This is a genomic window from Halobacillus litoralis (genome assembly GCF_020524085.2).
In the GTDB taxonomy this organism is placed as follows: Bacteria; Bacillota; Bacilli; order Bacillales; family Halobacillaceae; genus Halobacillus; species Halobacillus litoralis_E.
Window position 1 is genome coordinate 1628717 of the sequence record NZ_CP129016.1, and the last position, 25848, is coordinate 1654564.

The 25848-nt window shown below is 36.2% G+C and carries 25 protein-coding genes and 1 pseudogene; all 26 read left to right on the top strand.

Going from position 1 to position 25848, the window contains the following annotated elements:
• Positions 1-371 precede the first annotated feature (371 nt).
• The 26 genes and pseudogenes from LC065_RS08165 to LC065_RS08295 all read left to right on the top strand — a co-directional run bounded on the left by LC065_RS08165 (position 372) and on the right by LC065_RS08295 (position 25790).
• Positions 372-518, top strand: a complete 147-nt coding sequence (locus LC065_RS08165; RefSeq protein WP_226592338.1) for a paeninodin family lasso peptide — start codon at positions 372-374, stop codon at positions 516-518.
• A gap of 56 nt (positions 519-574) precedes the next feature.
• Positions 575-1123, top strand: coding sequence for a hypothetical protein (locus LC065_RS08170; RefSeq protein WP_226592336.1), 549 nt, complete (start codon positions 575-577; stop codon positions 1121-1123).
• 266 nt (positions 1124-1389) lie between these two features.
• Positions 1390-2136, top strand: a complete 747-nt coding sequence (locus LC065_RS08175; protein WP_226592335.1) for a YveK family protein — start codon at positions 1390-1392, stop codon at positions 2134-2136.
• Positions 2108-2779 (top strand): CpsD/CapB family tyrosine-protein kinase, encoded by a 672-nt coding sequence (locus tag LC065_RS08180; RefSeq protein ID WP_306163881.1) that lies wholly within the window; start codon positions 2108-2110, stop codon positions 2777-2779. Before LC065_RS08175 ends, LC065_RS08180 begins: the two co-directional genes overlap by 29 nt.
• A gap of 277 nt (positions 2780-3056) precedes the next feature.
• On the top strand, positions 3057-4889 hold the full coding sequence (locus LC065_RS08185) for a nucleoside-diphosphate sugar epimerase/dehydratase (RefSeq protein WP_226592331.1): 1833 nt from the start codon (positions 3057-3059) through the stop codon (positions 4887-4889).
• 18 nt (positions 4890-4907) lie between these two features.
• Positions 4908-6059 (top strand): glycosyltransferase family 4 protein, encoded by a 1152-nt coding sequence (locus LC065_RS08190; RefSeq protein WP_226592329.1) that lies wholly within the window; start codon positions 4908-4910, stop codon positions 6057-6059.
• Complete coding sequence (locus LC065_RS08195) at positions 6044-7165, top strand: glycosyltransferase family 1 protein (RefSeq protein WP_226592327.1); 1122 nt, start codon at positions 6044-6046, stop codon at positions 7163-7165. Before LC065_RS08190 ends, LC065_RS08195 begins: the two co-directional genes overlap by 16 nt.
• On the top strand, positions 7162-8052 hold the full coding sequence (locus tag LC065_RS08200) for a glycosyltransferase family 2 protein (RefSeq protein ID WP_226592325.1): 891 nt from the start codon (positions 7162-7164) through the stop codon (positions 8050-8052). The genes LC065_RS08195 and LC065_RS08200 overlap by 4 nt, the downstream gene beginning before the upstream one ends.
• Before the next feature lie 28 nt (positions 8053-8080).
• The gene (locus tag LC065_RS08205) at positions 8081-9151 is read left to right on the top strand and encodes an EpsG family protein (protein WP_306163882.1); all 1071 of its coding nucleotides are present in this window, start codon (positions 8081-8083) and stop codon (positions 9149-9151) included.
• 21 nt (positions 9152-9172) lie between these two features.
• Entirely contained in the window at positions 9173-10270 is a 1098-nt protein-coding gene (gene galE, locus LC065_RS08210; RefSeq protein ID WP_226592321.1) for a UDP-glucose 4-epimerase GalE, read from the top strand.
• On the top strand, positions 10263-10424 hold the full coding sequence (locus LC065_RS08215; RefSeq protein ID WP_226592319.1) for a YwzD family small protein: 162 nt from the start codon (positions 10263-10265) through the stop codon (positions 10422-10424). Before galE ends, LC065_RS08215 begins: the two co-directional genes overlap by 8 nt.
• 4 nt (positions 10425-10428) lie before the next feature.
• Positions 10429-11031, top strand: a complete 603-nt coding sequence (locus LC065_RS08220; RefSeq protein ID WP_306163883.1) for a sugar transferase — start codon at positions 10429-10431, stop codon at positions 11029-11031.
• Entirely contained in the window at positions 11032-11664 is a 633-nt protein-coding gene (locus LC065_RS08225) for an acetyltransferase (protein ID WP_226592315.1), read from the top strand.
• A gap of 14 nt (positions 11665-11678) precedes the next feature.
• On the top strand, positions 11679-12845 hold the full coding sequence (locus LC065_RS08230; RefSeq protein WP_226592313.1) for an aminotransferase class I/II-fold pyridoxal phosphate-dependent enzyme: 1167 nt from the start codon (positions 11679-11681) through the stop codon (positions 12843-12845).
• A gap of 18 nt (positions 12846-12863) precedes the next feature.
• Positions 12864-13244 (top strand): helix-turn-helix domain-containing protein, encoded by a 381-nt coding sequence (locus LC065_RS08235; protein WP_226592311.1) that lies wholly within the window; start codon positions 12864-12866, stop codon positions 13242-13244.
• The gene (locus LC065_RS08240; RefSeq protein ID WP_226592309.1) at positions 13219-13959 is read left to right on the top strand and encodes a glycosyltransferase family 32 protein; all 741 of its coding nucleotides are present in this window, start codon (positions 13219-13221) and stop codon (positions 13957-13959) included. The genes LC065_RS08235 and LC065_RS08240 overlap by 26 nt, the downstream gene beginning before the upstream one ends.
• A gap of 14 nt (positions 13960-13973) precedes the next feature.
• Positions 13974-14594: an acyltransferase gene (locus tag LC065_RS08245; protein WP_226592307.1), complete on the top strand. Its 621-nt coding sequence runs from the start codon at positions 13974-13976 to the stop codon at positions 14592-14594.
• Positions 14591-15826: a glycosyltransferase gene (locus tag LC065_RS08250; RefSeq protein WP_226592305.1), complete on the top strand. Its 1236-nt coding sequence runs from the start codon at positions 14591-14593 to the stop codon at positions 15824-15826. Before LC065_RS08245 ends, LC065_RS08250 begins: the two co-directional genes overlap by 4 nt.
• An 18-nt stretch (positions 15827-15844) precedes the next feature.
• Complete coding sequence (locus LC065_RS08255; protein WP_226592303.1) at positions 15845-16876, top strand: glycosyltransferase family 2 protein; 1032 nt, start codon at positions 15845-15847, stop codon at positions 16874-16876.
• A gap of 11 nt (positions 16877-16887) precedes the next feature.
• On the top strand, positions 16888-18054 hold the full coding sequence (locus tag LC065_RS08260) for a polysaccharide pyruvyl transferase family protein (protein WP_226592301.1): 1167 nt from the start codon (positions 16888-16890) through the stop codon (positions 18052-18054).
• Between the two features lie 10 nt (positions 18055-18064).
• Entirely contained in the window at positions 18065-19258 is a 1194-nt protein-coding gene (locus tag LC065_RS08265) for a glycosyltransferase (RefSeq protein ID WP_226592299.1), read from the top strand.
• Between the two features lie 8 nt (positions 19259-19266).
• A complete protein-coding gene (locus tag LC065_RS08270; protein WP_226592297.1) occupies positions 19267-20463 on the top strand; it encodes a glycosyltransferase in 1197 nt (398 codons plus the stop codon).
• A 59-nt stretch (positions 20464-20522) separates the two neighbouring features.
• Positions 20523-21725: a glycoside hydrolase family 88 protein gene (locus LC065_RS08275; protein WP_226592295.1), complete on the top strand. Its 1203-nt coding sequence runs from the start codon at positions 20523-20525 to the stop codon at positions 21723-21725.
• Positions 21726-21928: 203 nt separating this feature from the next.
• On the top strand, positions 21929-23476 hold the full coding sequence (locus LC065_RS20660) for a lipopolysaccharide biosynthesis protein (RefSeq protein WP_226592293.1): 1548 nt from the start codon (positions 21929-21931) through the stop codon (positions 23474-23476).
• A 210-nt stretch (positions 23477-23686) separates the two neighbouring features.
• Positions 23687-25631 (top strand): annotated as a pseudogene (locus LC065_RS20465) (asparagine synthase-related protein).
• 15 nt (positions 25632-25646) lie between these two features.
• Complete coding sequence (locus LC065_RS08295; RefSeq protein ID WP_226592289.1) at positions 25647-25790, top strand: paeninodin family lasso peptide; 144 nt, start codon at positions 25647-25649, stop codon at positions 25788-25790.
• Positions 25791-25848 lie beyond the last annotated feature (58 nt).

Genomic DNA, 25848 nt, shown 5'->3' on the forward strand with positions numbered 1-25848 from the left:
AATCCTCCTTATTTCATGATGTTTTAGAGGGAACCGATTATCTTCTTTCAAGGCAGAAATATGGAATTAAATTAGCTGATATTCCTTTATATATATACGGGGGAGAAGAATGAATATTCACATATAAAATTGAGAGGTTGGTGGATTTGTCGGATTGAATTTTCTGGAAGCGTATTTCATAATATCCTAGGCCAAGGATATTATGAAATTTATGATCTTAAATACATCTATAGCTAAATTAATGCGATTTAAATGGCTTTTGTTGGGGAAGGTATCTTCTTTGAATTGACACTCTTCGTCTCTTCTTGCTATTATAAAATTGTTCTTTATAACGAAAACCATTGAGGTTAGCTCACTAAAGGAGGCATATTATGAAAAAGGATTGGAAACAACTCGCATTAGAAGTTTTAGACGTTACTGAAACAATGAAAGGTGGAGGAGGAAATCTTAACGATAAATGGGACAAATGGGAAGATTTCTTTGAAGATTGTTTGACGGGAGGGGAAATGGATAGCTGAATAGCTATCCTCTATTTTTCTCTATGGAAAGAATGACGAAGAGGAGGAAAATGGGTATGTATCAGTTAGTAAAAACGAAAAAACAACAAAAGAACTTCGAACGGACATGGGAATATTTCTGCCATAAATATTGCTGGTACAATGATCCTTATGCTGAAAATGGAGTCAGATATAACCTAGTGAATAAAAGGGAAACGATAGGAACTATTGAGTTTATTCCATATATTCCTTATAGCCGAACTAGTACGGTTGAGTGGAAAACAGGTGACTTTTCGAAATTTCATAGTATAGCCAAACAAAAAGGGAAGATATGGGAAGTAGATAAATTATGTATTAAAGAACAATACCAAAGAAAAGGTTATTTTAACCAATTCTCTGAGGTCATTCAGCATCATATATGTGAACACAAGCCCGACTATTATTTAGCCTATATAGAACAAAGGTTTTATCGAATGCTCAAAATCAATTTCGGACTTCAAATAGAGACTTTAGGCAAACCATTGGTTGAACAAAGTACAAGGCTTATTCCCATTTCAATTAATGTTCATCAACTCATCCAAGGTCATGATAGAGTATTGGCAGGGATAAAAACTGGCCTGAATTAGAAAGAATCCTTGCGTCGTGTATGCAAAATTATCAGTCTTCAATAATATGTCCTCTATTCCTATGAGTAGTAAATTTACAAAGGTTTTTGAATCTTATCTATTTTTTTGGAGAATAAAGTTAAAGTTTTTGCATTATTATGTTGACTTGTTCTTTATATAGAACTATAATGTTTAGTAATATAACAACATTAAATAAGTAACTATTTTTTTGTGAAAACGTTCGTTATATAGCACTTTTTATCTTCTAATAAGAAAAGGTGGGTCTCATGAGAAAGAAAACATTGGTTTACGATGATTACATGTCCAAAGATATTAACATCAAAGAGTATTTTGATGTGTTGAGAGACCGCTTTTGGCTTATTTTTATCATTACCATCATCATGGGAGCTTTAGGGTATGGCTACAGCCAAATGAATAATACATCTCTTTATCAAACGTCAACTAGAATTATTCTTGGATCCAGTGAACAGGACATGGACATGAATACTTTAATGGTTATGATTAAAGATCCAATTATCATGAGTGAAGTACAAAAAACTATTGGCATGGAAGGGTCGCCTGAAGGGCTGGCTAATCGAATTGAAGTTTCCAGGATTGATGAATCACAAGTTGTATTAATCTCAGTTACTGATACGGATCCTGAACGAGCTGCTCAAATTGCAAACAAAACAGCCAGTGTGTATAAAAGTAAAATTGTTGACCTCTTGAATTATGAACAAGTTCAGCTCCTCTCGAAAGCTGGTATTAATCCTATTTCGATAAGTGGAAACCAAAACCGACCAATCTATATAGCTATCCTACTAGGACTAATTACCGGTGTTGGACTTGCTTACTTGATGGATTCAATTGATGGAGCTGTTAAATCAAGAAAAGAAATTGAGGATATTCTAGATCTCCCAGTTCTCGGTGAAATTTCTTATGTGAATCGGAGGAATTCGGTAACCAAGAAAGCTAAGAAAGGTTCAAATAATATGGAAGTTAGAGGTGAATCTGTTGGTATTAAGCAGAATTAGAAAGCTGGCGAATAAAAACAAGAAACCATTAGTCACTTACACGAACCCTAATTCCATGATTGCAGAACAATTTCGTACCATCAGGACCAATATTCATTTTTTAACAGAACAGAACAATAGAAAGGTGTTCTTAATTACATCTCCTAATAAACAAGAAGGTACATCCACTTCGATCGCTAACTTAGCTGTATCGATCGCTCAAAACAAAGAGAAAGTTCTCTTGGTTGATGCGAACTTACGGAGCCCTGCGTTACATCAACTATTTAAGACGTCCAACAATATTGGGTTGACCAATGTCATAAATGGCAGTACAAAATTAAACGAAGCCATTGATCAAACGGGTATTGCTCAACTAGATCTATTAACAAGTGGAACGATCTCCCCTAACCCTTCGGACACCATAGGGGACTACCGGATGGAGAATTTACTAAAGGAAGTCGGAGAAGCATATGATCTAGTCCTGATAGACACGCCACCTGTACTTAAATCAACCGAAACGAGAATTCTGGCCAGCCTCTGTGATGGGGTCTTTATCCTCTTGAATAGAGGCAAGACGAAAGTAGAGGAAGCGGAAGAATCGAAGAAGGTTATGGATCTTGCCCAAGCCAACGTCCTGGGCATTTTATTGAACAATAACAAATAATTCACACCCTAACGTTCTTTATAAAGAATGATCGTTTGTTAAAACGTGGTGATGTCTCCTAACCGTTATCAAAGGAGGCACTCGGTCATGCTGTGGGTTACGGAAAATCCATAACCTTAGACGCTAGTCGTCAGTGGTGTGGCGTGAGGGCGGGTTGAATGCCCATTCTTTTCAAATTTTTAGAAGTAGGATTGATCAGGTCCTATTTCTAAAAACTTTGAAAATCCTACATAATCAATCATTCAACTAGACTTAGGATAAAGAAAGGGGCAAATATATGACGTATAGACAAAGAATGTCCTTATTCATATTCATTGATTCATGCATTATTCTCAGCTCAATTTTGGTTAGTCAATTGTTAGTAACTTCTGATGTCAATGCGCCTGTGTTACCGCTGGTCGTAACTGTTATAGCCATCCTATTAAGCCACTTGTTTTTTGCATACAAACTAAAGCTTTATCGAAAAGCCTGGGAGTATGCAAGTATCGGGGAGTTAATCCTTATATTAAAAACCGTAACCTACTCCCTGTTAACTACAGTCGGTCTTCATTTTCTTTTTTTCCAAATGGTTTATCCAAGAGCGGTTGTGGTCATTTGGATGATGAATCTCTTAATCATTGGTGGTTCTCGCTTCATTTGGAGGATCTATCGTGATAATTATTTACTCCAGCCAAAAACACACAAAAGAACGTTGATTATAGGAGCAGGTGCTGCTGGAACGATGGTGGCAAGACAGCTGCAGAATAATCGTGATACGGATCTACTTCCTGTGGCTTTTATCGATGATAGTCCTAAAAAGCAACGCTTGGACATCTTTGGGATCCCCGTGGTTGGTGGAGTCGATCAAATTCAAAAGTATGTTGAAAAGTTTGACGTGGAAAACATCATCATTGCTATCCCGTCCTTAAGTCGAAAGGGTATCCAAAATATCTTTAAGGAATGCGCAAAAACGAATGCTAAAACACAGATTTTACCGATGTTAGAAGATTTAGTGACTGGAAAAGTATCGGTGACACAATTTCGGGATGTAAAAGTAGAGGATTTGTTAGGTCGTGATCCAGTTGATTTGGATATCAATCAGATTTCAGGTTATGTGTCAGGTCAAGTTATTCTTGTGACGGGAGCAGGAGGGTCCATTGGTTCTGAAATTTCCAGACAAATTGTGAAGTTCAAACCTAGACAATTGATTTTATTAGGTCATGGTGAAAATAGTATTCATGCTATTGAAATGGAGCTGAAGGAAATTCACTCAGGGATGAACGTCGACATTCGAACAGAAATCGCAGATATTCAAGATGATCAAAAAATCATGGACATCTTCAGCTCCTATCGTCCGGATGTCGTTTATCATGCAGCTGCTCATAAGCATGTACCTCTAATGGAACGTAATCCGGAAGAAGCCGTTAAGAATAATGTCATTGGAACGTTTAATGTTGCTAAGGCAGCTAGTTGGAGTAATGCTGGAAGGTTTGTGATGATTTCCTCTGATAAAGCGGTCAACCCAACAAGTGTGATGGGAGCAACTAAAAGGCTGGCTGAAATTATTATTCAAAACATGAATAAAGTGAGTGAAACAAAATTTGTTGCGGTCCGCTTTGGTAACGTGCTTGGAAGCAGAGGAAGCGTCATTCCTATTTTTACAAAGCAAATTGAAAAAGGTGGCCCCGTTAAAGTCACCCACCCTGATATGGTTCGCTTTTTCATGACCATCCCTGAGGCGTCTAGTCTTGTCATTCAAGCAGGGGCGCTGACACAAGGTGGGGAAATCTTCGTGCTTGATATGGGTGAGCCTGTGAAAATCGTTGACCTTGCCCAAAACTTGATCAAACTTTCTGGCAACAATGTGGATGAAATTGGTGTTGAATTTACAGGTATTCGACCAGGGGAAAAATTATATGAAGAACTGCTAAAAGATGAAGAAGTTGAGAGAGAGCAAGTGTATCCGAAAATTCATCTGGGAAGAGCAACAGATATGGTTATGGATGATATTGAAGATCTGATAGAAAATTATCATCATTTAGATAAACACACGTTGAGAGAGCAGTTATTAAGCTTAGCAAATAATGAAGGATTGTCTCGACCAGGATCTCCGGTTTCAATTACAAGTTGATAAAGGTGGAAGTAGATCATGCCAAAAAAAGTCCTATTTTGCGCCACCGTCGATTACCACTTTCAATTGTTTCACTTACCATACTTAAAGTGGTTCAAGGAACAAGGATGGGAGGTTCATGTCGCAGCTAATGGAAACATGACCCTACCTTACGTCGATGTGAAATACGAGATCCCGATTCAACGATCTCCACTCGCACAGAAGAATATAGAGGCGTACAAAATCTTAAAACATTTAATAGATAAAAACCAGTATCAGATTGTTCACTGCCATACACCAATGGGAGGAACGCTTGCACGCCTAGCAGCACGGTCTGCCAGAAAAAGAGGAACCAAAGTGATCTATACCGCTCACGGGTTCCACTTTTGCAAAGGTGCTCCTTTAGCTAATTGGTTCTTGTATTATCCCATTGAATGGAAGCTCGCTTTCTATACGGATTGTTTGATTACCATTAATCAGGAAGATTATCAGTTGGCGCAGAAGAGATTTAAAACGAAACATATTGAGCATGTTCATGGTGTAGGAGTAGATACGGATGAATTCAAGCCGTTATCTCCAGTGGAGAAGATGAAAGCCAGAGAGTCATTCGGTTATAAACCGAATGACTTTTTATTGTTTTATGCGGCAGAGTTTAATAAGAATAAAAATCAAAAGCTGCTTATTCAAGCTCTAGCCTTATTGAAAAAAGATGTTCCCAAAGCACGGTTATTGCTGGCTGGTGAGGGTTGTACATGGGCTGAGTGCAAGCAACTCGCAAAAAAATTGGGAGTAGAAAATATGGTGGACTTCCTAGGATACAGAAATGACATCAAAGAAATAGTGTCGATATGTGACGCAGTAGCAGCATCAAGCTTAAGAGAGGGACTTCCGGTTAATATTATGGAAGCTATGGCCTGTTCTACTCCGGTAGTCGCCATCGACAATAGAGGACACCGCGAATTAGTGAAGGATAATGTGAATGGGTGGGTTCTTCCGAAAAATGAGGTTATAGAGTTTTCCAAAAAGTTGAAGTTGATCGCCGAGATTGAAGATGTGAAGGAAAAACTCGGTGCAAATGCACGGAATATGATTTTGAACAAATACAGTACAAATAGGGTGATAAAACAAAACAGCCGGATTTATCAGACCTATATGGACGGAGGTGAACGGAAGCTATGGGCGGTCCGTTAAGAGTCTTGCATGTTGTGGTGAATATGAATCGAGGCGGAGCAGAAACTTTGATTATGAATCTATACCGCAACATAGACAGATCGAAAGTTCAATTCGATTTCCTTACATGTAAAAAAGGTGTGTTTGATAAAGAAATTGAAGAAATGGGTGGGAAAATACATCGAATTCCTTACGTAACAGACGTCGGGCATAGAAAATATATCAAATCTTTACAAAAGTTCTTTCAGGAAAACCAGAACTACCGAATTGTTCATTCTCACATGGATAAAATGAGCGGGTTTGTCCTGAGAGCGGCAAAACATGCGGATATTCCAGTGAGGATCGCGCATAGTCACAATACAAGCAGTGAAGGAGGAGCGGGTGCCAAACTTTATAAATGGTATGCGGGTAAACAAGTCTCATCGGCTGCTACAGAAATGTATGCCTGTTCAAATTCTGCCGCCTACTGGCTATTTAAGAAAAAGGCGGCATCAGCACACATCTTAAAAAACGGCATTGAACAAAAAAAGTTTTCTTTTACTACTTCGGCAAGAGTAAAGGTGCGCTCATCTCTGCTTATTGATAAAGATACGTTACTTCTTGGACATGTAGGAAGGTTTTCACTTCAAAAAAATCACATGTTCCTTCTAGAAGTGTTTGCAGAATATCGAAAGCGAAATCCAGATTCTAAATTAATGCTGGTGGGAGAGGGAGATCTAAAAGAAAAGATTACTGAGAAGGTGAAAAAGTTAGGGATTGAAAACGATGTTCTAATGCTAGGAGTTCGTTCTGACATAAATGAGTTACTTCAAGCAATAGATGTATTTTTATTCCCCTCTTTCCATGAAGGGTTGCCAGTAACATTAATCGAAGCTCAAGGAGCTGGAATCCCATGTCTTATATCAGATAGGATCTCTGAAGAAGTCGATATGGGGATAGACTTAATCAAACAATTGCCTATAAGTCCTGTCAGCATATCTAGATGGTTGGATGAAATTGATCGAACCTCTAATGGACAACGTAAACCCATTCCCTCTGATCCTTTTAATGAAAAAGGATATAACATTAACCATACCGCAGCAAATATTGAAAAGGAGTATTTGCACCTGGGGGGTGTCGGCCTTTGACTACCTTAACCGTGTTCACTCCCACTTATAATCGAGCTTACTGCTTGGATAAATGTTATGAGAGTTTGAAAAAGCAAACATCTCAAGATTTCGTTTGGTTGGTTATTGATGATGGTTCTACGGATGATACGGAAGAGTTAGTGAAAAGTTGGATAGAGGAAGAGTTTATAACCATTCACTATTGCAGGCAAGAAAACCAAGGAATGCATGGTGCCCATAATACAGCTTATCAGTTAATTGAAACAGAATTAAATGTCTGTATTGACTCAGATGACTATATGCCGGAAGATGCTGTTGAAAAAATAAACACTTTCTGGAGGGAATATGGAAATCCGTCAGTGGGAGGGATCATCGGCCTTGATGCTTACACAGATCAGAATATTATAGGCACGGAGCTTCCTAAGAAAGTCAAATGTTCAACGCTTTTTGATCTTTACCATAAACATGGTGTACAGGGTGATAAGAAACTAGTCTATCGAACAGAACTAACGAAAAAATATCCTTATCCATTGTTTGATGGAGAGAAGTATGTAGGTTTAGCCTATAAATATTTCAAGTTGGATGAACATTATGAACTGTTGTTAATGAATGAAGTATTATGTTGTGTCGAATACCTGGAAGACGGATCATCGAGAAACATGTTAAAACAATACCGGAGAAATCCCAAGGGTTTTTCCTTTTATCGAAAAGAACTTATGAAATTATCATTTACTAGTGTTCCATTTCAATTCAGGCAGTCGATTCATTATGTATCTAGTAGTCTTCTAGAAAAAAACTGGCGGTTTCTTAGTGAATCACCGAAGAAGGGGTTAACCTGCCTAGCTATCCCATTCGGTCTTTTATTGTATTTATATATTACGAATAAAACGAAGGATGTCATCTATTGATTGTCGTTCCTTTTGAAAGGAAATGATTATGGCTCAATTATGGATGAATCTGTCCCTGGTTTTCACCTTCGCCTTTTGTGCAAGGTTTGCTGGAGTGAATATACAAACAAAAACAATGGTGCTGCCAAAGCCGAACAAGTTTTTTGTATTGTTGGCCTTAGCCACCTTGGTCATTGTATCAGGGTTAAGGTCTAACATTGGTGATACGTATTTTTACACACGTATCTATGAAATAAACGATTTTACTTGGGAGTTTATTCAATCACAAAAAGATATCGGTTTCGGGCTTTTGCAAGACTTACTTAAAACCATATCCAGTGATCCACAGATTATGGTTTTCACTACAGCCCTTATTACGAATACACTCATTATTTTGGTCTTTTACAAACATTCCAGATTGTTTGAGCTGAGTTTATACGTCTATATCACAGGCGGACTGTTCATCGTATCTATGAACGGAATTCGTCAAGTTCTCGCAGCTGCCATCGCCTTTACAGCACTTCGATACATTATGAATGGAAATGTAAAAAGGTATATGGTCGTCGTTTTAGTTGCGTCCTTATTTCATCTCAGTGCTTTAGTTTTACTACCTATTTATTTTCTTGTACGTTTCAAAGCATGGTCAAAAGCGACGGTTGCCTTATTATTATTATCCGTAGTGATTGTAATTGGATTTGACCAATTTTCAGCGATCTTATTCAGTGCGATAGAAGATACGCAGTATGGTGAATATAAAGATTTTACTGAAGGTGGAGCGAGTTTCTTAAGGGTGGTTGTTTTTGCAGCTCCTATCCTATTGGCTTATCTTGGGAGGAATAAGTTAAGAAACATTTTCCCTAAAAGTGACTATATCGTTAACTTAACCTTGGTAGGGTTGGTTTTCATGATTGTCTCTACACAAAACTGGATATTCGCGAGGTTCTCCATTTACTTTACTTTATATCAATTAATTCTTATTTCATGGGTCGTTAAGCTTTTTCGTCCAAGAGATGAAAAGCTTATTTATTTAGCCATCATCGTTTTATACTTCGGGTACTTTTATTTTGAGAATGTGATCAACTTGAATTTAGAATACCGAAGTGATTATTTAACTTGGTAATAATGTGTAGGAGGTTTGTGTATGACCGTTCTAGTAACAGGTGGTGCCGGGTATATCGGCAGTCACACATGTGTAGAGTTGTTGAATGCTGGTCACGAAATTGTGGTGATTGATAACTTCTCCAATAGTCATCCCGAAGCATTAAGAAGAGTAAAAGAAATTACAGGCAAGACTTTTCACACGTATCATGTCGATTTATTGGATAAAGAAGGATTAGAACGCATTTTCTTAGAGTATGAAATTACCTCTGTGGTTCATTTTGCCGGATTAAAAGCTGTCGGGGAATCCGTATCGGAACCTCTTTGGTATTACAGGAACAACGTCATTGGAACGATTGTCTTGTGTGAAGTAATGAAGAGGAATAACGTGAAAAACCTAGTATTCAGTTCATCTGCAACCGTATATGGGGAGCCGGAAACTGTACCTATATCTGAGAGTTCTTTATTGAAAACGACAAACCCTTATGGGAGAACGAAGTATATGGTAGAAGAAATTCTAAGGGATCTTCATGTTGCAGATCCCGAATGGAGCATAGCCCTGTTAAGATACTTCAATCCAATTGGAGCTCATGAAAGTGGAAAGATCGGAGAGGCTCCTCAAGGAACACCAAATAATCTACTTCCTTATATCTCTCAAGTTGCTGTTGGGCAGTTAGATGAATTGAAGGTGTTTGGTAATGATTATGAAACACAAGATGGAACTGGGGTGCGCGACTACATTCATGTTGTGGATTTATCTATTGGTCATGTCAAGGCTTTGGAAAAGGTGAAGAATGAAAAAGGAGTTCATACCTATAATTTAGGAACAGGCCGAGGATATAGCGTTTTTGAAATGGTGGAAGCGTTTGAAAGAGCTTCCGGACAGAAAATTTCCTATACGGTTTTAGGAAGACGTCCTGGAGATATTCCAGTGTGTTTTGCAGATACAAGAAAAGCGTCCGAAGAACTTAATTGGAGAGCAGAGAGAGGAATCAATGAAATGTGTGAAGACGCATGGAGATGGCAATGGAGAAATCCGGAAGGCTATCCTTCTATAGAAACAGATAAACAAACTTCGTTGGAGAAAGAACCGACGAAGTTTGTTGTTTCTCAAAAACAGGAGAAGGTTCTCAATGAATAAAACTAACGAATTGACCCAATTACATGTACAGCGTGTTTTGTTAAGTGTTTATAACAGAAGTCTTGCTTCCAAAGAAATTGACGCAATCGACATGATCCAAGAAATGAAAAGGAAACTCTCCTCTACTATGTCATCCATAGATAAAAGGGGATAATCATATGAGGAAGAGAATATTAGATTTTACTGTCTCCTTAATAATGATTGTCATTTTATCTGTTATTTTCCTGATAGTTAGTTTAATAGTGAAAATGAAAATGGGGTCTCCAATTCTATTTAAACAACAAAGACCTGGAATGAACGGCGAGCCTTTCGAACTTTATAAATTTCGTACAATGAATAACCGAATGGATAGTCACGGGAATCTTCTTTCTGATGAAGAAAGGTTGACAGCTGTTGGTGAGTTTTTAAGGAAGTATTCTCTAGACGAAATTCCTCAGCTATTTAATGTAGTGAAGGGGGAGATGAGTCTTGTTGGACCAAGGCCATTACTGTTGGAATATCTTCCTTTATACAATGACTCACAAGCAGTCAGGAATCATGTCAAACTAGGAATTACAGGATGGGCTCAAATCAATGGAAGAAACGCCATTTCATGGGAGGAAAAATTCAAATTGGATGCTTGGTATGTAAACAACCGGACTTTCCTGCTCGATTTGAAAATCTTATTCCTAACTTTCTCAAAAGTTTTGAAAGGGGAAGGGATCCATCAGGATAATCATGTGAGCATGGAAAAATTCAAAGGTTCACGGGATGTGATGTAAATGGATGTGCTGTTGATCGGGGACGGTGGGCACAGCAAAGTCATTCAAGAAATCATTCAATCTGAAGGGAAGCACAGGGTGATTGGATTGTTGGATGATAAATATGAAAGAGGTTCAATCAGAAAGAACGTCTTTGTAGGCCCTGTCGATTCTATTTTTGAAATGATTCTGGAAAATGTGGGGATCATCCTAGCCATCGGGAATAATGGAGTTCGAAAAAAACTGGTGGAGAGATTACAAATCCACCCGAGCCAGTTCGTAACTGTTATTCATCCATCAGCCATCGTAAGCCCATCAGCCAGTATTGGGCGAGGAACGGTCGTTATGCCAAAAGTGGTCGTAAATGCAAATGCTGTTGTGAACAATCACTGCATTTTAAATACAGGATCGACAGTAGAGCATGACTGCTTTGTTGATCACTTCGTACATTTGTCTCCAACGGCTACATTAACTGGTCAGGTATATATAGAAGAGGGTGTGAACATAGGGGCTGCAGCTACTGTTATCCCGGGATTAAAAATTGGGTCTTGGGCAGTTATTGGAGCTGGAGCGACCGTGATTGAGGACATAACGGCAAATCAAACGGCAGTTGGATGCCCTGCCAAGGTCATTTCAAAAGCATCAGTAATATAAAAGGATGTGTGCCAATGACTGATTCCAAAATTTATTTATCGCCCCCACACATGACGGGAAATGAACAAAAGTATATCAAAGAAGCCTTCGATTCAAACTGGATTGCCCCTGTTGGGAAAAATATAGATTTATTTGAACAAGATATTGCTCACTATGTAGGAGCTAAGGGAGCCGTAGCTGTCAGCTCAGGAACAGCTGCGATTCACTTAGCTCTTTCTTTATTAGGTGTAGAAAAAGGCGACACAGTATTTTGTTCAAGTTTGACGTTCGTGGCAAGTGCCAACCCTATCCTTTATCAAGGTGCTGACCCTGTCTTCATTGATTCAGAACCAGAATCTTGGAATATGTCACCTCAAGCATTAGAACGAGCATTAGTGGAAGCAAAGAAAGAAGATAAACTACCGAAGGCTATCATTGTGGTTCACCTTTATGGGCAGCCAGCAAATTTGAATGACATCATGGGGTTGAGTGAAGCCTATGATGTCCCGGTGGTGGAAGATGCAGCGGAAAGCTTAGGTTCCACCTATCAGAAGCAAATGACTGGGTCAATCGGTAAATTTGGAGTTTTCTCTTTTAATGGGAACAAAATTATTACCACATCAGGTGGTGGGGCATTAGTATCAGACGATTTAGAAGCGTTGGACCGTGCTAGATTTTTAGCTACACAAGCTCGAGACCCAGCTATTCATTATCAACATAGTCAACTAGGATTTAACTACCGCTTGAGCAATATCCTGGCTGGCATTGGACGTGCTCAAATGGAGGTGATTGAAGAGCGGGTCCAAAAGCGAAAGGAAGTTTTTGAAGTCTACAAAAGAGCACTCTCTGAATATGTTGACTTTCAATGCAATGATCAAAGAGAAAGAAGTCTTTGTAGAGAGAATCGATGGTTAACAGCATTCACTTGCGTCGAGAGTTTAGAACCTCTAAAAATCATTGAGCACTTAAGAGAGCAAAATATAGAAGCACGGCCTGTTTGGAAACCTCTTCACCTTCAGCCTTTGTTTGAAAAGTATAAGTATTATTCCCATTCTATTGTAGAAAATGTATCAGAAGAAATTTTCCGTTCCGGCTTGTGCCTTCCTTCAGGATCGAGCTTATCTAAGGAAGATCAGGTAAAAGTTATCAACATTTTACTTAAGAATCTAAGAAAAGAAAGTTTAATCGAAGAAATTGTATAGAAAATTGAGGTATGCCTTATGATCGGGGAAAACATACAGAATTTGAGAAAAAAAAGAGGGATGTCTTTAACGGTATTAGCAGAATACGCGGATATATCCAAGTCTTATTTAAGCAATATTGAGAGGAACTTAAACAAAAATCCATCTGTGCATATGATTGGTAAAATCGCTGGCGTATTAGAAGTCAGTCCTATAGAACTTCTTGGACTCGAACAAGAAAATAAGATTGAACCTGAATGGTTAGATTTTATTCATGAATTAAAAAGAATTGGAGTAGATAAAGAACGAATTAAAGAATATAAATTGTTAATTGATTTTATTAATTGGCAACACGAAGTCCAAAGGAAATCCTATCAAAAAATAGAGGTGGGCGATGAAAACAACAAAAAAGATTCCTAAGGTGATCCATTATTGCTGGTTTGGTGGTAAAGAGAAACCTTCTATTGTGAAAGAGTGTATAGATAGTTGGCATAAGAGTCTTTCAGAATACAAAATCATAGAGTGGAATGAAACAAATTTCGATATCCATTCGAACCAGTATATTAAAGAGGCATATGAAGCCAAAAAATTCGCTTTTGTCAGTGATTATGTAAGGCTTTATGCTCTTTTCCATGTAGGTGGTATCTATTTAGACACGGATGTGAAGGTCTTTAAAGCATTTGATGACCTGTTATTGGAGGAAGCTTTCTGGGGATTCGAACAAGAAGAATATATTGCGACTAGTACATTTGGTGCAAGGAAGGGTTATCCATTTATAAAAGAATTCATGGAACTATACCATAAGCGGAATTTCCTGAAGAACAACGGGGATGTTGATGATTTCACGAACGTAGCAATGGTGACAAAGCTATTAACAAATAGAGGACTTGTTCGTAATGGAAAACAACAAAGTATTGAAGGAGTAGGAACTGTCTATCCTCAGGAGTATTTTTCACCTTATGACTATATCAATTGTAGAGATTTACAAAGTGAAGGTACCTACGCGATGCACTTGTTTTATCAAAGTTGGTTGCCTAAATCCACTCGAGTAAAGAAGAATATTAAGAAAACATTATCAAGAGTAATTGGTGGGGAAAACGTTTATAGGATGAGGAAATTAATCCAAAAGAAATAAGGAGTAATCTTACCATGATAAAAAAATTAACCTCCACTCTAATTAAAAATTCAAGAAGTCGTGGTGGATATTTGACACTATTAATGAATTTGTCCCATGCTTGGGGAATCTTAAGGGCTCTATTTTATAAGCTCTTATATTTAAGAAATATACAATCTACGATATTCTCTCTTCAATCTAACAGCAGACTCGAGGTTTATAACAAAAAAGCTAAAATACAAATAGGGAAATTCGTTTTTATAAGGAAAAATGCAAGTTTACGTGTAGACCAAAAGGGTGAGTTATCTATAGGAGACAAAGTATTTCTCAATGATAATTGTAATATTAATTGTGTAAATAAAATAACCATTGGCGAAAAAACAAAAATAGCTTCCGGTGTTTCAATTAATGATCATGACCATAACTTTAAAACGGAAGGTAACCATCTTTTGGTTGGCGAAGTGCATATTGGAAAGAATGTCTGGATTGGTTCGAATGTTGTTATTTTAAAGGATACTTTCATTGGAGATCATTCAGTTATAGCGGCTGGGAGTGTTGTGAAAGGTCATGTTCCAGAAAATACGGTTTTTATAAATAAAAGAGAAAATGAATATAAAAATATTCATAAGTCAACAGGTATGCGTGACGCTTTATGAAAAAGAGTATATTGATTTCTGTGTACAATATGGAGATAGGTGGAATTGAACGTAGTCTGATTAATTTATTGGAAAGTTTCGACTATAATCGCTTTGAAGTTGATTTATTGGTATTTGAACATACTGGGGAATTTATGGATCTAATTCCAGAACAGGTTCGTATATTGCCTGAAATCAAGAGTTATTCCGTCTTTCGTAGACCGATAAAGGACTGTGTGATAGAAGGTCATTTGATCACGTCATTCATTAGGGTGGTAAGTAAGTTTCAGGCTTTTATAAAGGCTAGAAGAATGAAGTTAATTGAGGGATCAGGATACATTCAAATGCAGCTTGCAATAAAGAATGCTGTTCATTTTCTGCCTAAACTAAAGGCGAAATATGATGTAGCTATTAGTTACGCTTGGCCGCATGAAATTGTGGCAGAAAGGGTTCCAGCTGATTTGAAAATTGCCTGGATCCATACAGATTACAGCAAGTTGGAAATTGACCATAAACTTGATTTATTACAGTGGGCTAAATTTGATCACATCATATCCATATCTGAAGATGTGACAAGAACTTTTATAGATCAATATCCCAGTTTAGAAAAAAGAGTTCACTTGATGGAGAATATTTCATCCCCATCCTTTATCATGAAAAGAGCTGAGGCCACCATAAATGAATGGGACTCAGGTAATTTTAGTGTTCTATCAGTAGGAAGATTATCATTCGTGAAAGGCTACGATCGAGCAGTGAAAGCCTTGAAAATACTTCACGACAGAGGTTACACAACAATTAAATGGTATGTTGTTGGCTATGGAGGATATCGGAAAGAACTGGTGAACCTTATAAAGAAACATAACCTAGAAGATCATTTTGTTTTGTTAGATAAAAAAATAAACCCTTATCCTTATATGAAACTTTGCGATTTATACGTTCAACCATCCAGATACGAAGGGAAAGCAGTAACGGTTACGGAAGCTATGATTTTGCAAAAACCTATCCTCCTTACTAATTATCCTACAGCCACCAGTCAAGTAAGAGATGGTTACAATGGAATCATTTGCGGTCAAAATCCTGAAGAAATTGCATATAACATACAACTTTTATTCGAAAATGACCAATTAAGAATGAGGTTAAAGAATAATATAGATCCTATTAATTTGGGAAATACCAATGAAGTTGAAAAGTTGTACTCAATTATAGAAGGTAAAGCTTTAAATCGACACGATTTATTGACGATGAAATGTTAAAATAAGGCAGGTGATAAAATGACTGTTAAGGTGAGTGTAGTAATTCCCGTTTATAATTCGGAAAATTATATTGAACGCTGTATCCAATCCCTGCTGAATCAACAACTTAATCATTGCGAATTTATCTTTATTAACGATGGGTCAACCGACAGAAGTAAACAAATAATAGAGAGATATAAGAAACTGGATTCGAGAATATTATTGATTAACCAAAGCAATAAGGGGGTAAGTGCAGCAAGAAACGCAGGCTTATCCTTATGTAGAGGTGATTATATTGGGTTTGTAGACGCTGATGACGAAGTTAAAGGTAGCATGTTTGAAATTCTATATAATAAAGCTGCGGCTGGAGACATTGATTTACTAATATCAAATTTTGAAAGTGGGAAAAATCTAAGCAATCCAACGAAATACGTGAAATATGCATTTCCTGAGTCCGTTCCGTTAAGTAAAAATATGATTGTTTCCTATTTATTGGAAAAAGAAGATTGCAACTCTGTGTGTAACAAATTATATAAACGTAGCCTCCTCAAAAAATACAATATCAAATTCCCAAGTCATCTTTCACACGGAGAAGATGGCTTTTTTAATTTGAATGTTTCCCTCAATTCTGTGGCTATTGAATATATAAACTTTTCTGGATACCTTTACAGAGATGTTCCAGGAAGTGCAACGAGAAACATGGTTCACAATGATTATTTCAAGAAAGCATTATCCATATATCACCATGCGGTCCCAGAGAAGTGTTTTCATACCATTAGTAAATCACAGGTAGAATTACTTCAATCGAAAAAGTTGATTAAAAACGTAATTTCCTATACTTATCTCTATTATTCTTTCTTTAAGACTGATGGATTTAAACAGAAAAATAGGTATGTATATCAAATGATTACCCATCCAGAGGTTAGAAAAGCATTAGCGACGAGCTTTCCTTCCTATTTTAAAGAAGTCAGTAAATATGAAAAAGCATTACTAATAATGATTAAAATTAAATCAATAATAGGGATTTACGTATTAATGACCTATAGCCTAAAGAAAAACAACCAAATGTAGGAGGATTACTTATGAAATGTTTACTTTTTTTTCATGGAGGAAGTCGTAATCGCGGTTGTGAAGCAATCGTCAGAACGACAAAAGACATCATTAAAGATACGATTCATGATGCATCGGTTTATCTTGTATCGAAAGAACCTGAGACAGACAAGGTAATTGAGGGATTGGATGCTATATATGATGGATCCAATCGTTTGATAAATAAATATTCTTATAAATGGTTTATTTCTTCTTTTAAAGTGAAGTTAATGAATGATGAATCCTATGCCTATCAAAAAATTCATGGCAATATTATTAAGCATATCAAAGATGTCGATGTCTGCTTATCCATCGGGGGAGATAATTATTGCTATGGTGAACAACCGGGAATTTATGAAGTGGATAAAGTTATTAAATCTGAAGGAAAGAAACTCGTTCTTTGGGGATGTTCCATTGGTGAAGAAGACTTATCAGAAGAAAAACTGCAAGATTTAGAGAGATTCGATTTGATCCTGGCAAGGGAATCTATCACTTATGATCTTTTGAGGAAGCAAGGGTTGGAGAACGTAGAAATGTGCGCAGATCCTGCTTTTACTTTAGAGAAGAAAAAGTTGCCTTTACCTGAAGGTTGGAAAATTGGTGATACGATTGGATTGAATTTTAGTCCTTTGGTGTTAGGGAGGAATAAGGATTCTATGAGTTCAATTCATGAACTCGTTTCTCATATTTTAAGAACTACAGATAGCTCCATTGCACTTACTCCCCATGTAATCGCGAATGGAAACAATGACTATGAAGTATTAAAAGAGATTTATAATACATTTCAAGATACTGGAAGGGTTCTGCTGCTCCCCGACAACTTGAATGCTACGGAATATAAAGGGTATATCTCCAGAATGAGATTTTTTATTGGGGCTAGAACACATGCAACCATTGCTGCCTATTCCAGTAAAGTTCCCACAATGGTACTGGGTTACAGCGTGAAATCAAAGGGGATATCAAAAGACATCTTTGGAAATCAAGATTTCATTATGGATATACAAGATTTATCTAACTCAGCTAAATTAAAAAGCACATTCGATCATTTGGTAGAACAGGAGTATTGGATTACAAGTACACTTAACCAAAGAATTCCAGAAGTGAAAAAAATGTCATATCAAGCGGCAGAACATTTGAAAAATATGTTCGCTCTAGTTTAGGTGGGATAAAATGAAGAAACGCTTACTTTTTATTATGCCAAGTTTAGCTGCTGGAGGCGGAGAAAAAAGCTTAATTAATTTATTGTCCCAAATGGATTATGAAAAATATGAGATAGATTTATTTTTGTTCAACCATGAGGGGATTTTTCTTGAACTTGTCCCAGAAAAAGTTAACATTTTGCCAATCAATGATACGTTGGAAAAATTCAGCCTACCTTTGTTTCAATCGCTAAGTACTTTAAGTATTAACAAGAATTACTCTTTATTGTACAACAGATTTAAATATGCCTTAAAGAACAGAGGTCACAAGAACACTTCTGTGAAAGAGCAAATGAATTGGAGACATCTATCAGAATCCATCCCTGTCTTGGATAAAGAGTATGATGTAGCCATAGGTTTTTTGGAAAAGACTTCCACATATTTTTGTGTGGATAAAGTAAAGTCAAAGAAAAAGATAGGTTGGATTCATATCGATTATGACCATTTAGGAATGGATCCTGATTTTGATAAGGGTTATTTTGATAGTTTAGATCATATTGTTACAGTCTCAGAAGAATGTGCTGCTATTTTAAAGAGAAGGTTTCCTACTCATAAAAGTAAAATCGAAGTTATATATAATATCGTTTCCCCAAACCTTATTACTAAAATGGCGGACATGGAACAGGATGTAATAGAAAAGGGAAGGTCTAAACAAATGAACATCTTGTCTGTAGGGCGGCTACATTATCAAAAAGGGTTTGATTTATCTATAAAAGCCTGCAGGATATTAGTGGACAAAGGTTATCCAATCATTTGGCACATAATTGGAGAGGGGGAAGAAAGAGCAAGATTAACGGATTTAATACATGAAAATAATTTAGAAGATCACTTCAAGTTGTTAGGACTGAAACCCAATCCATACCCTTATATGAAGCAAGCGGATATTTATGTTCAAACATCTATGTTTGAGGGGAAGTCAATAGCGATAGATGAAGCAAAGATCTTAAATAAACCGATTTTAGTAACTGATTTCAGTACTGCCAAGGATCAAATTGAAAATGGTGTGACTGGAATAATCGTTCCCAAAAAACCTGTAGATATTTCAAGCGGAATTGAAAAACTTTTGACTAATGAAGAGCTGACCAGAAGATTGCGATATAATTTATCAAATGAAAGCCTTGGGACCGAATCGGAAATAAATAAAATTTATGCCATATGTGATTAGGTGATAAAATGAAAAGTAAACTATTGTTTGTCATGCCATCAATGCATTGTGGTGGAGCAGAAAAGTCATTAATTTCATTGTTGGAAAGTCTGGATTACTCAAGGTATGATGTGGATTTACTATTATTTAAACGTGAAGGGATCTTTTTAAGTAAGGTACCTAGCGAAATAAATATATTGGAAGCACCACAAGATTACACCTATTTTGATATGCCAATAAAAAGAGCGTTACAAAGTTTCTTGAAGGAGAATAAATTCCACCTTATATTTCCTAGAATCCAAGCGGGATACTTGTTTAAAACAGAGAAAAATCGTGCTAGATGTGACCAGAAAGTTTGGCCCCACTTATCAAAGGCTTTAGGTACATTGGATAAAGAGTATGATGCAGCTATTGGTTATTTAGAACGTTCACCTATTTATTTTATTATTGAAAAGGTGAAGGCTCATAAAAAAATTGGGTGGATCCATACCCATTATTCTAATTCTGGAATGGATGAAATGATTGATCGTCCGTACTTCAAGGAATTAGACCAAATTGTCACTGTTTCCGATGAGTGCAAGAATTCATTAGCTTTACAGTTTAATCCATTATTATCTAAGATAACCGTTATTAACAACATTGTTTCCCCGGATATTATAAAAAAGATGGCAAGCGGATCATTTAAGGATTTGCAAATTAATAAATCAGCTCTAAATATAGTGACTGTAGCAAGACTTTGTCATGTTAAGGGTATTGATTTAGCTATAGATGCTTGTAAACGGTTAGTGGAAAAGGGGATCAGTGTCAAGTGGCACGTTATCGGTATAGGGTCTACTGAGGAAAATGAAGAGTATGAAAAGATGGTAAAGGATTTGAGTCTTGAGGACTCCTTTGTTTTTTTAGGAATAAAAGAAAATCCGTATCCATACTTAAGAATGGCTGATATTTATGTTCAACCTTCAAGGTATGAAGGGAAATCTATTGCTATTGAGGAAGCTAAAATATTAGCAAAGCCTATTATTATAACCAATTTTAACTCTTCCAGAGACCAAATTAAAAATGGTTATAATGGGATGGTGGTGGATATGACAGGAAATGACATCGCTCAGGGGATATATAAATTGTTCAAAGATGAACAGTTAAGAGAAGAGTATATCAAGAATCTTAAAAAAGAGAGTTTAGGTAACGAACGAGAAGTTGATAAATTATATCGAATATTAGCATGAGGGAAGGGCTTAAATATTTATTAAGCCTTTCCCTTTTCTTTTACAGAAAGGAGTTTTATATGATTGTTCAATATGTAATGGCTTCATTTATGTTATTGATTATCACAATTGTTTTTATTGACATAATTCCAAAGTGTAGTGACTGGTATAAAAGGATTCATATGGGGCGATGTGAAACACAAGTTCAGTGGAACCAATTAATTATCCGTAAAAGTCTTCATTGGATGAAAAAGACACCAAAAATCAAAGTTACGGACAATACTAGATTGATTTTCTTGGATATGCTTAGAGGGAATTATTCAAAGGATAATATTCAATATTGGCAGGAGGCTTCTCTTTTATTAGGTGTAGGTGAGTATATAAAAAATAGCAATGATCAAATTGCGAAAAAGAGTGTGGAAGATTTCCTAAAGTATAAATTTGATGATCAGGGACAATGGAGGAAAAAACCACAAAATATTGATGCAGCTATTTTGGCATACGCTCTCATGAAGTTAGACTTTATTGATTTTACACAATATAAGTCTGCTCTGGACTATATCGATAGCTTAATTAAACATCATATTGGTGAAGACGGAACAGTGAAATACAGAAAGAATATGGAGCAGTACCGGTACGTGGATACGTTAGGTTTTATTTGTCCTTTCCTCGTAAAGTATGGAGCAGAATTTAATAAACCTGAATGTATTGAACTTTCTATAAAGCAGATTGAACATTACGAACAATATGGAATGCTTCATAAAACCATGATTCCATTTCATGCCTATAACATAAAAACGAAGTTACCACTGGGTTTATGGGGCTGGGGAAGAGGAGCAGGGTGGTTTGCAATTGGTGTCATTGATACTTGGGCTGAATTACCAAAGGGAAATGAATACAAATCGAGTTTAGAAGAAATTATCCTAAGGTTCGCTGATTCAATCTTACATTATCAACAAAACAATGGGAGCTGGAAGTGGTCTTTATTAAGAAGTGAAGCCACATCAGATTCTTCAACAACCGCTACCCTTGCTTGGTTTTTGAAGAGTGCCTCAAATATTAACGGGGCTTCCGTAGATTATGTACGTGCAGCGAATAAGGCCATGAAATATTTAAAGTTAGTAACCAGAAGAAATGGGGAGATCGACTTTTCTCAAGGGGATACAAAGGATTTGGGAGTCTATTCTAATCAATTTAATATCCTTCCCTTCACCCAAGGTTTCTGTGTTAGAACTTTGAATAAAGAAAAAGAGGTGAATGTTCATGTTGAAAAAGCTATATAACTTTTCTGTCCCAAGGTTAAGAAAAGCTCTTTTTCAAGAACTCTGGTTGGAAGGTTATAAAAAATGGGGTTGAAGGTAGGTGAGAATGTGAAAGGTACTATAAGAGTTCATAAAGCTGCAAGTTTACTGGGAATTAAATCCCTTACCTTGTTACTAGCAGTTGGGATCTTTCAAACTAAAAACTATGTTTTGGCGAGGATAAAATGAGAATAAAACATTCACTTCTCAATATAGGGGCTGGAATAGGGAACCAATTTATTATCACACTATTGAGCTTTGTTTCTAGAACCGTTTTTATCACATACCTTGGGGTCGAGTATTTAGGCTTAAATGGTTTATTCACTAGTATCTTGGCTATGCTCTCACTAGCAGAAGCGGGCATTGGTGCCAGTATCATGTATAGCTTATATAAACCTGTCGCTGAAGATGACAAAAATAAAATGAATGCCCTAATGAGGTTGTACCGTAATGCCTATCTAATCATAGCCGGAGTAGTAATGGTATTAGGTTTGTCATTATTACCTTTTCTTCCATTTATTGTTAGTGATACAAGTATAGATCATGTGCACATCATCTACCTTATTTTCCTGCTAAATACAGTTGCTCCATACCTTTATATGCACAAGAATTCATTTTTAAACGTTTGTCAAAAAGGATATATAGTAACCGGGATTTATTCTGTATCTTCTATATTAACAACAATATTGAAAATTGCTATTTTATATTACACTCAAAACTTTATTCTTTATTTACTCATTGAAAGCAGTATTACAATCATTACCAGCATTGTATTAGCGTTAGTTGTTAATAAAATGTATCCATTTTTAAAAGATAAACCCGATACAGATCTTGATCCTGAAACGAAAAAAGGTATTTTCAAAAATGTGAAAGCGATTGTTCTACAGAATATTGGTGCCTACTTAGTTTTAGGGACTGATAATATTATTATTTCGTCATTTATAGGTCTTGTAGCTGTTGGCATTTACTCTAATTATAAAATGCTGATAGATATTAGCCGGACTTTTATAAACCAAATTTTTAACAATATCTATCATAGTGTAGGAAATTTAGTAGCCAATGAAAATAAAGAAAAAATTTACTCGATTTACAAAGTGTACAGACTCATTAATTTCTGGATTTATTCTACATTCACAATCGCCATTTATATTATGTTGGAACCATTTATCACTCTTTGGATAGGGAGTGATTTCATTATGGATAAATCCGTTTTGCTTTTATTAATGTTATTGTTTTACGAGAAAGGGATAAGAAATGCGATTACAACGGTAAAGACAACCTCAGGTATATTTCATCCGGATCGTTATGCTCCACTAATTCAAGCCGCTATAAATTTGACGTTGTCTATTACATTTGTTCAATTTTTGGGTATTGCCGGTGTGTTTCTGGGAACCTTAATAAGTTCTCTAGCCGTTCCTTTTTGGACAACCCCTTATTTGGTCTATAAGAAAGTTTTCAATCTTCATATCCTTAAATATTATTATGTGTATGGACTGTATATTCTTATTGGTACAGGAGTCTACTTTATAACAAAATATTCTACAAGTCCTATTTTAGCTGATAGTTACTTCTCGTTATTACTTAAAGGGTTACTTTGTATTATTATACCGAGCCTAATTTACACGGTGATTTTTTATAGGTCTGATGAGTTTAAGTATATATTTTCTATAAGTAAAAGGGTTTTCTATAAATTTAGAACAATTAAAGTTTCTCATACTACAAACCGTTTATGATAAGAAATTCCTTGAGATAAAAACTCAAATATCTACAAATAGTACAAACGAATCTTCTTAAAATTATAAAATATCCTTGCAATAAGTAGATAAATGTAGTACGTTCTATATAGAGAACGAAACGGGCAGGAAAAAATAAAATTTAAGGATAGTTATATTTTTTATCCTTTTGTTCTTTATTAAGAATATAAGTGGGGCGGGGTGATAACCATAAGTGCTATAGCAGGGATTTATCAACTGGATAGTTATCATGATGAACAAACACACTTTACTAATATGATGAAGAGTTTTGAAAAGTACCCGGCTGATGACATCGGTGTCTGGAAGAATACTAATGTTTTATTGGGTACTCACGCGCAGTGGATCACACCTGAATCAATAAATGAACCTTTACCTTTTTATGACTCTGAAAAGCAACTTACCATAACTGCTGATGCGATTATTGATAACCGGAAAGAACTTTTTGATCAATTACAAGTAGCAAAGAAAAATAGAAAAGGTATTCCAGATAGTCAGTTGATTCTGATGGCTTATAGTAAATGGGGAGAAGAATCCCCGAAGTATTTAGTCGGTGAATTTGCTTATATGGTATGGGATGAGAGAAATAATAAGTTATTTGGGGCTCGAGATTTTTCAGGAAGCCGCACTCTTTATTACTATAAGAACCATTGTATATTTTCCTTCTCTACAACTATACAGTCTCTTCTAACCTTACCTTATGTAGAAAGAAGATTAGATGAGAAATGGCTGGCTGAATACTTAGCGATACCAGGAATGAATGAGGCTGTGGATATGTCAATCACCCCATTTCATGAAATCTGTCAACTTCCTCCATCTCATAAGGTTTCAGTCTCAAAAAATAAAGTGAAAACAACTAGATATTGTACGATAACACCAGGCAGAACCATTAATTATAAATCTGATCAAGATTATATAGAAGCATTCCAAAGTGTATTTGAGAGGGCTGTGAACGATCGTTTAAGAACCCATAAAAATATTGGAGCTCACTTAAGTGGAGGATTAGATTCAGGGGCCGTGGCAAGTTTTGCCTCTCACTCTTTGAAAAAAAAAGTCTAGTAAGTTGTACACCTTCAGTCATGTACCTCCTAAGGACTTTGAAGATTGGACACCTATAAACAGAGTGGCAGATGAGAGGCCTTACATTCAATCGACTGTAAACCATCTTGGAAATGTTTCTGATTACTACTTAGATTTTGGTAGTGTCTCTCCGCTTGATGAAATTGATGAATGGTTAGACATAATGGAAATGCCTTACAAATTTTTCGGAACCTCCAATTGGATTAAAGGGATATATGAAGAAGCTCACTCAAGAGATATAGGAATCTTATTAAACGGTGGAAGAGGCAATTTAAGCGTTTCATGGGGGACAACCATTAATTATTACGCCTCATTATTAAGAAAAATGAAGTTATTAAAATTACTTTCAGAGTTGGATGCTTACAGTAAAATTACACATGGAAATAGAATGAGATTGTTACCATTATTAAGTCGAATAGCTTTTCCGGCTATAAATAAAGTTTTCTATTCAGAACAACCATATAACTTCCCTCAATTAATAAGTCCTGATTTAGCCAGAAAAACAAGTGTCTATCAAACTTTAAATAAACATGGTATTAAAACAACAAAAAGCAAATACGACTTGACAGACCTGAAAGTGAGAAACCGACATTTTAAGGAAATATTCCCTTGGAATGCTACAGGTACTTTGGGTACTAAACTTTCTCTTCGGCATTCGCTTTGGAAAAGAGATCCTACAAATGACTTACGCGTAATCGAATTTTGCTTATCGTTGCCGGAAGATCAATATGTGAGAAATGGTATGGATAGGTCCTTAATTAGAAATGGTACAAAACATTATTTACCAGATAAGGTAAGGTTGAATAATCGTGTTAGAGGAGCACAAGGGGTAGAGTTTATTCATAGAATCCAACCTCATTGGGATTCTTTTCTCGAAGAGATTACAAAAATCTCAAGAGACTCTCTATCACCCTCTTTTTTTAATATTCCACAACTGGAAGAATCAATTCTATCCATTAAAAATCAAGGACCAAAACCTGAATTAGCTTTAGATCCTGATTTCTGGATTCTAATGAGGAGTATCATATCTTATAGATTTATCAAGAATTTCAATTGAAAGGGGGTGAATCATATGAAGAAGGAATGGAGTACACCAGAGTTGTTAACTTTGGATGTTCATCAAACAATGGCTAGTGGTGCATTTGGTGAGTTTGATGAAGGTTACAACGATGACTTACCGCACGATGGTCAGACTGGCTATCATCACGTCTCCTAATAAAGTACTTAGAAAGAGTCTAAAATTCCTTGTTTAGGAATTTTAGACTCTAATATAT

Coding starts and splice junctions, on each gene's coding strand:
- LC065_RS08165 (WP_226592338.1), top strand. CDS start 372: ATGAAAAAGGATTGGAAACAACTCGCATTAGAAGTTTTAGACGTTACT.
- LC065_RS08170 (WP_226592336.1), top strand. CDS start 575: ATGTATCAGTTAGTAAAAACGAAAAAACAACAAAAGAACTTCGAACGG.
- LC065_RS08175 (WP_226592335.1), top strand. CDS start 1,390: ATGAGAAAGAAAACATTGGTTTACGATGATTACATGTCCAAAGATATT.
- LC065_RS08185 (WP_226592331.1), top strand. CDS start 3,057: ATGACGTATAGACAAAGAATGTCCTTATTCATATTCATTGATTCATGC.
- LC065_RS08190 (WP_226592329.1), top strand. CDS start 4,908: ATGCCAAAAAAAGTCCTATTTTGCGCCACCGTCGATTACCACTTTCAA.
- LC065_RS08195 (WP_226592327.1), top strand. CDS start 6,044: ATGGGCGGTCCGTTAAGAGTCTTGCATGTTGTGGTGAATATGAATCGA.
- LC065_RS08205 (WP_306163882.1), top strand. CDS start 8,081: ATGGCTCAATTATGGATGAATCTGTCCCTGGTTTTCACCTTCGCCTTT.
- galE (WP_226592321.1), top strand. CDS start 9,173: ATGACCGTTCTAGTAACAGGTGGTGCCGGGTATATCGGCAGTCACACA.
- LC065_RS08215 (WP_226592319.1), top strand. CDS start 10,263: ATGAATAAAACTAACGAATTGACCCAATTACATGTACAGCGTGTTTTG.
- LC065_RS08220 (WP_306163883.1), top strand. CDS start 10,429: ATGAGGAAGAGAATATTAGATTTTACTGTCTCCTTAATAATGATTGTC.
- LC065_RS08225 (WP_226592315.1), top strand. CDS start 11,032: ATGGATGTGCTGTTGATCGGGGACGGTGGGCACAGCAAAGTCATTCAA.
- LC065_RS08230 (WP_226592313.1), top strand. CDS start 11,679: ATGACTGATTCCAAAATTTATTTATCGCCCCCACACATGACGGGAAAT.
- LC065_RS08235 (WP_226592311.1), top strand. CDS start 12,864: ATGATCGGGGAAAACATACAGAATTTGAGAAAAAAAAGAGGGATGTCT.
- LC065_RS08240 (WP_226592309.1), top strand. CDS start 13,219: ATGAAAACAACAAAAAAGATTCCTAAGGTGATCCATTATTGCTGGTTT.
- LC065_RS08245 (WP_226592307.1), top strand. CDS start 13,974: ATGATAAAAAAATTAACCTCCACTCTAATTAAAAATTCAAGAAGTCGT.
- LC065_RS08250 (WP_226592305.1), top strand. CDS start 14,591: ATGAAAAAGAGTATATTGATTTCTGTGTACAATATGGAGATAGGTGGA.
- LC065_RS08255 (WP_226592303.1), top strand. CDS start 15,845: ATGACTGTTAAGGTGAGTGTAGTAATTCCCGTTTATAATTCGGAAAAT.
- LC065_RS08260 (WP_226592301.1), top strand. CDS start 16,888: ATGAAATGTTTACTTTTTTTTCATGGAGGAAGTCGTAATCGCGGTTGT.
- LC065_RS08265 (WP_226592299.1), top strand. CDS start 18,065: ATGAAGAAACGCTTACTTTTTATTATGCCAAGTTTAGCTGCTGGAGGC.
- LC065_RS08270 (WP_226592297.1), top strand. CDS start 19,267: ATGAAAAGTAAACTATTGTTTGTCATGCCATCAATGCATTGTGGTGGA.
- LC065_RS08275 (WP_226592295.1), top strand. CDS start 20,523: ATGATTGTTCAATATGTAATGGCTTCATTTATGTTATTGATTATCACA.
- LC065_RS20660 (WP_226592293.1), top strand. CDS start 21,929: ATGAGAATAAAACATTCACTTCTCAATATAGGGGCTGGAATAGGGAAC.
- LC065_RS08295 (WP_226592289.1), top strand. CDS start 25,647: ATGAAGAAGGAATGGAGTACACCAGAGTTGTTAACTTTGGATGTTCAT.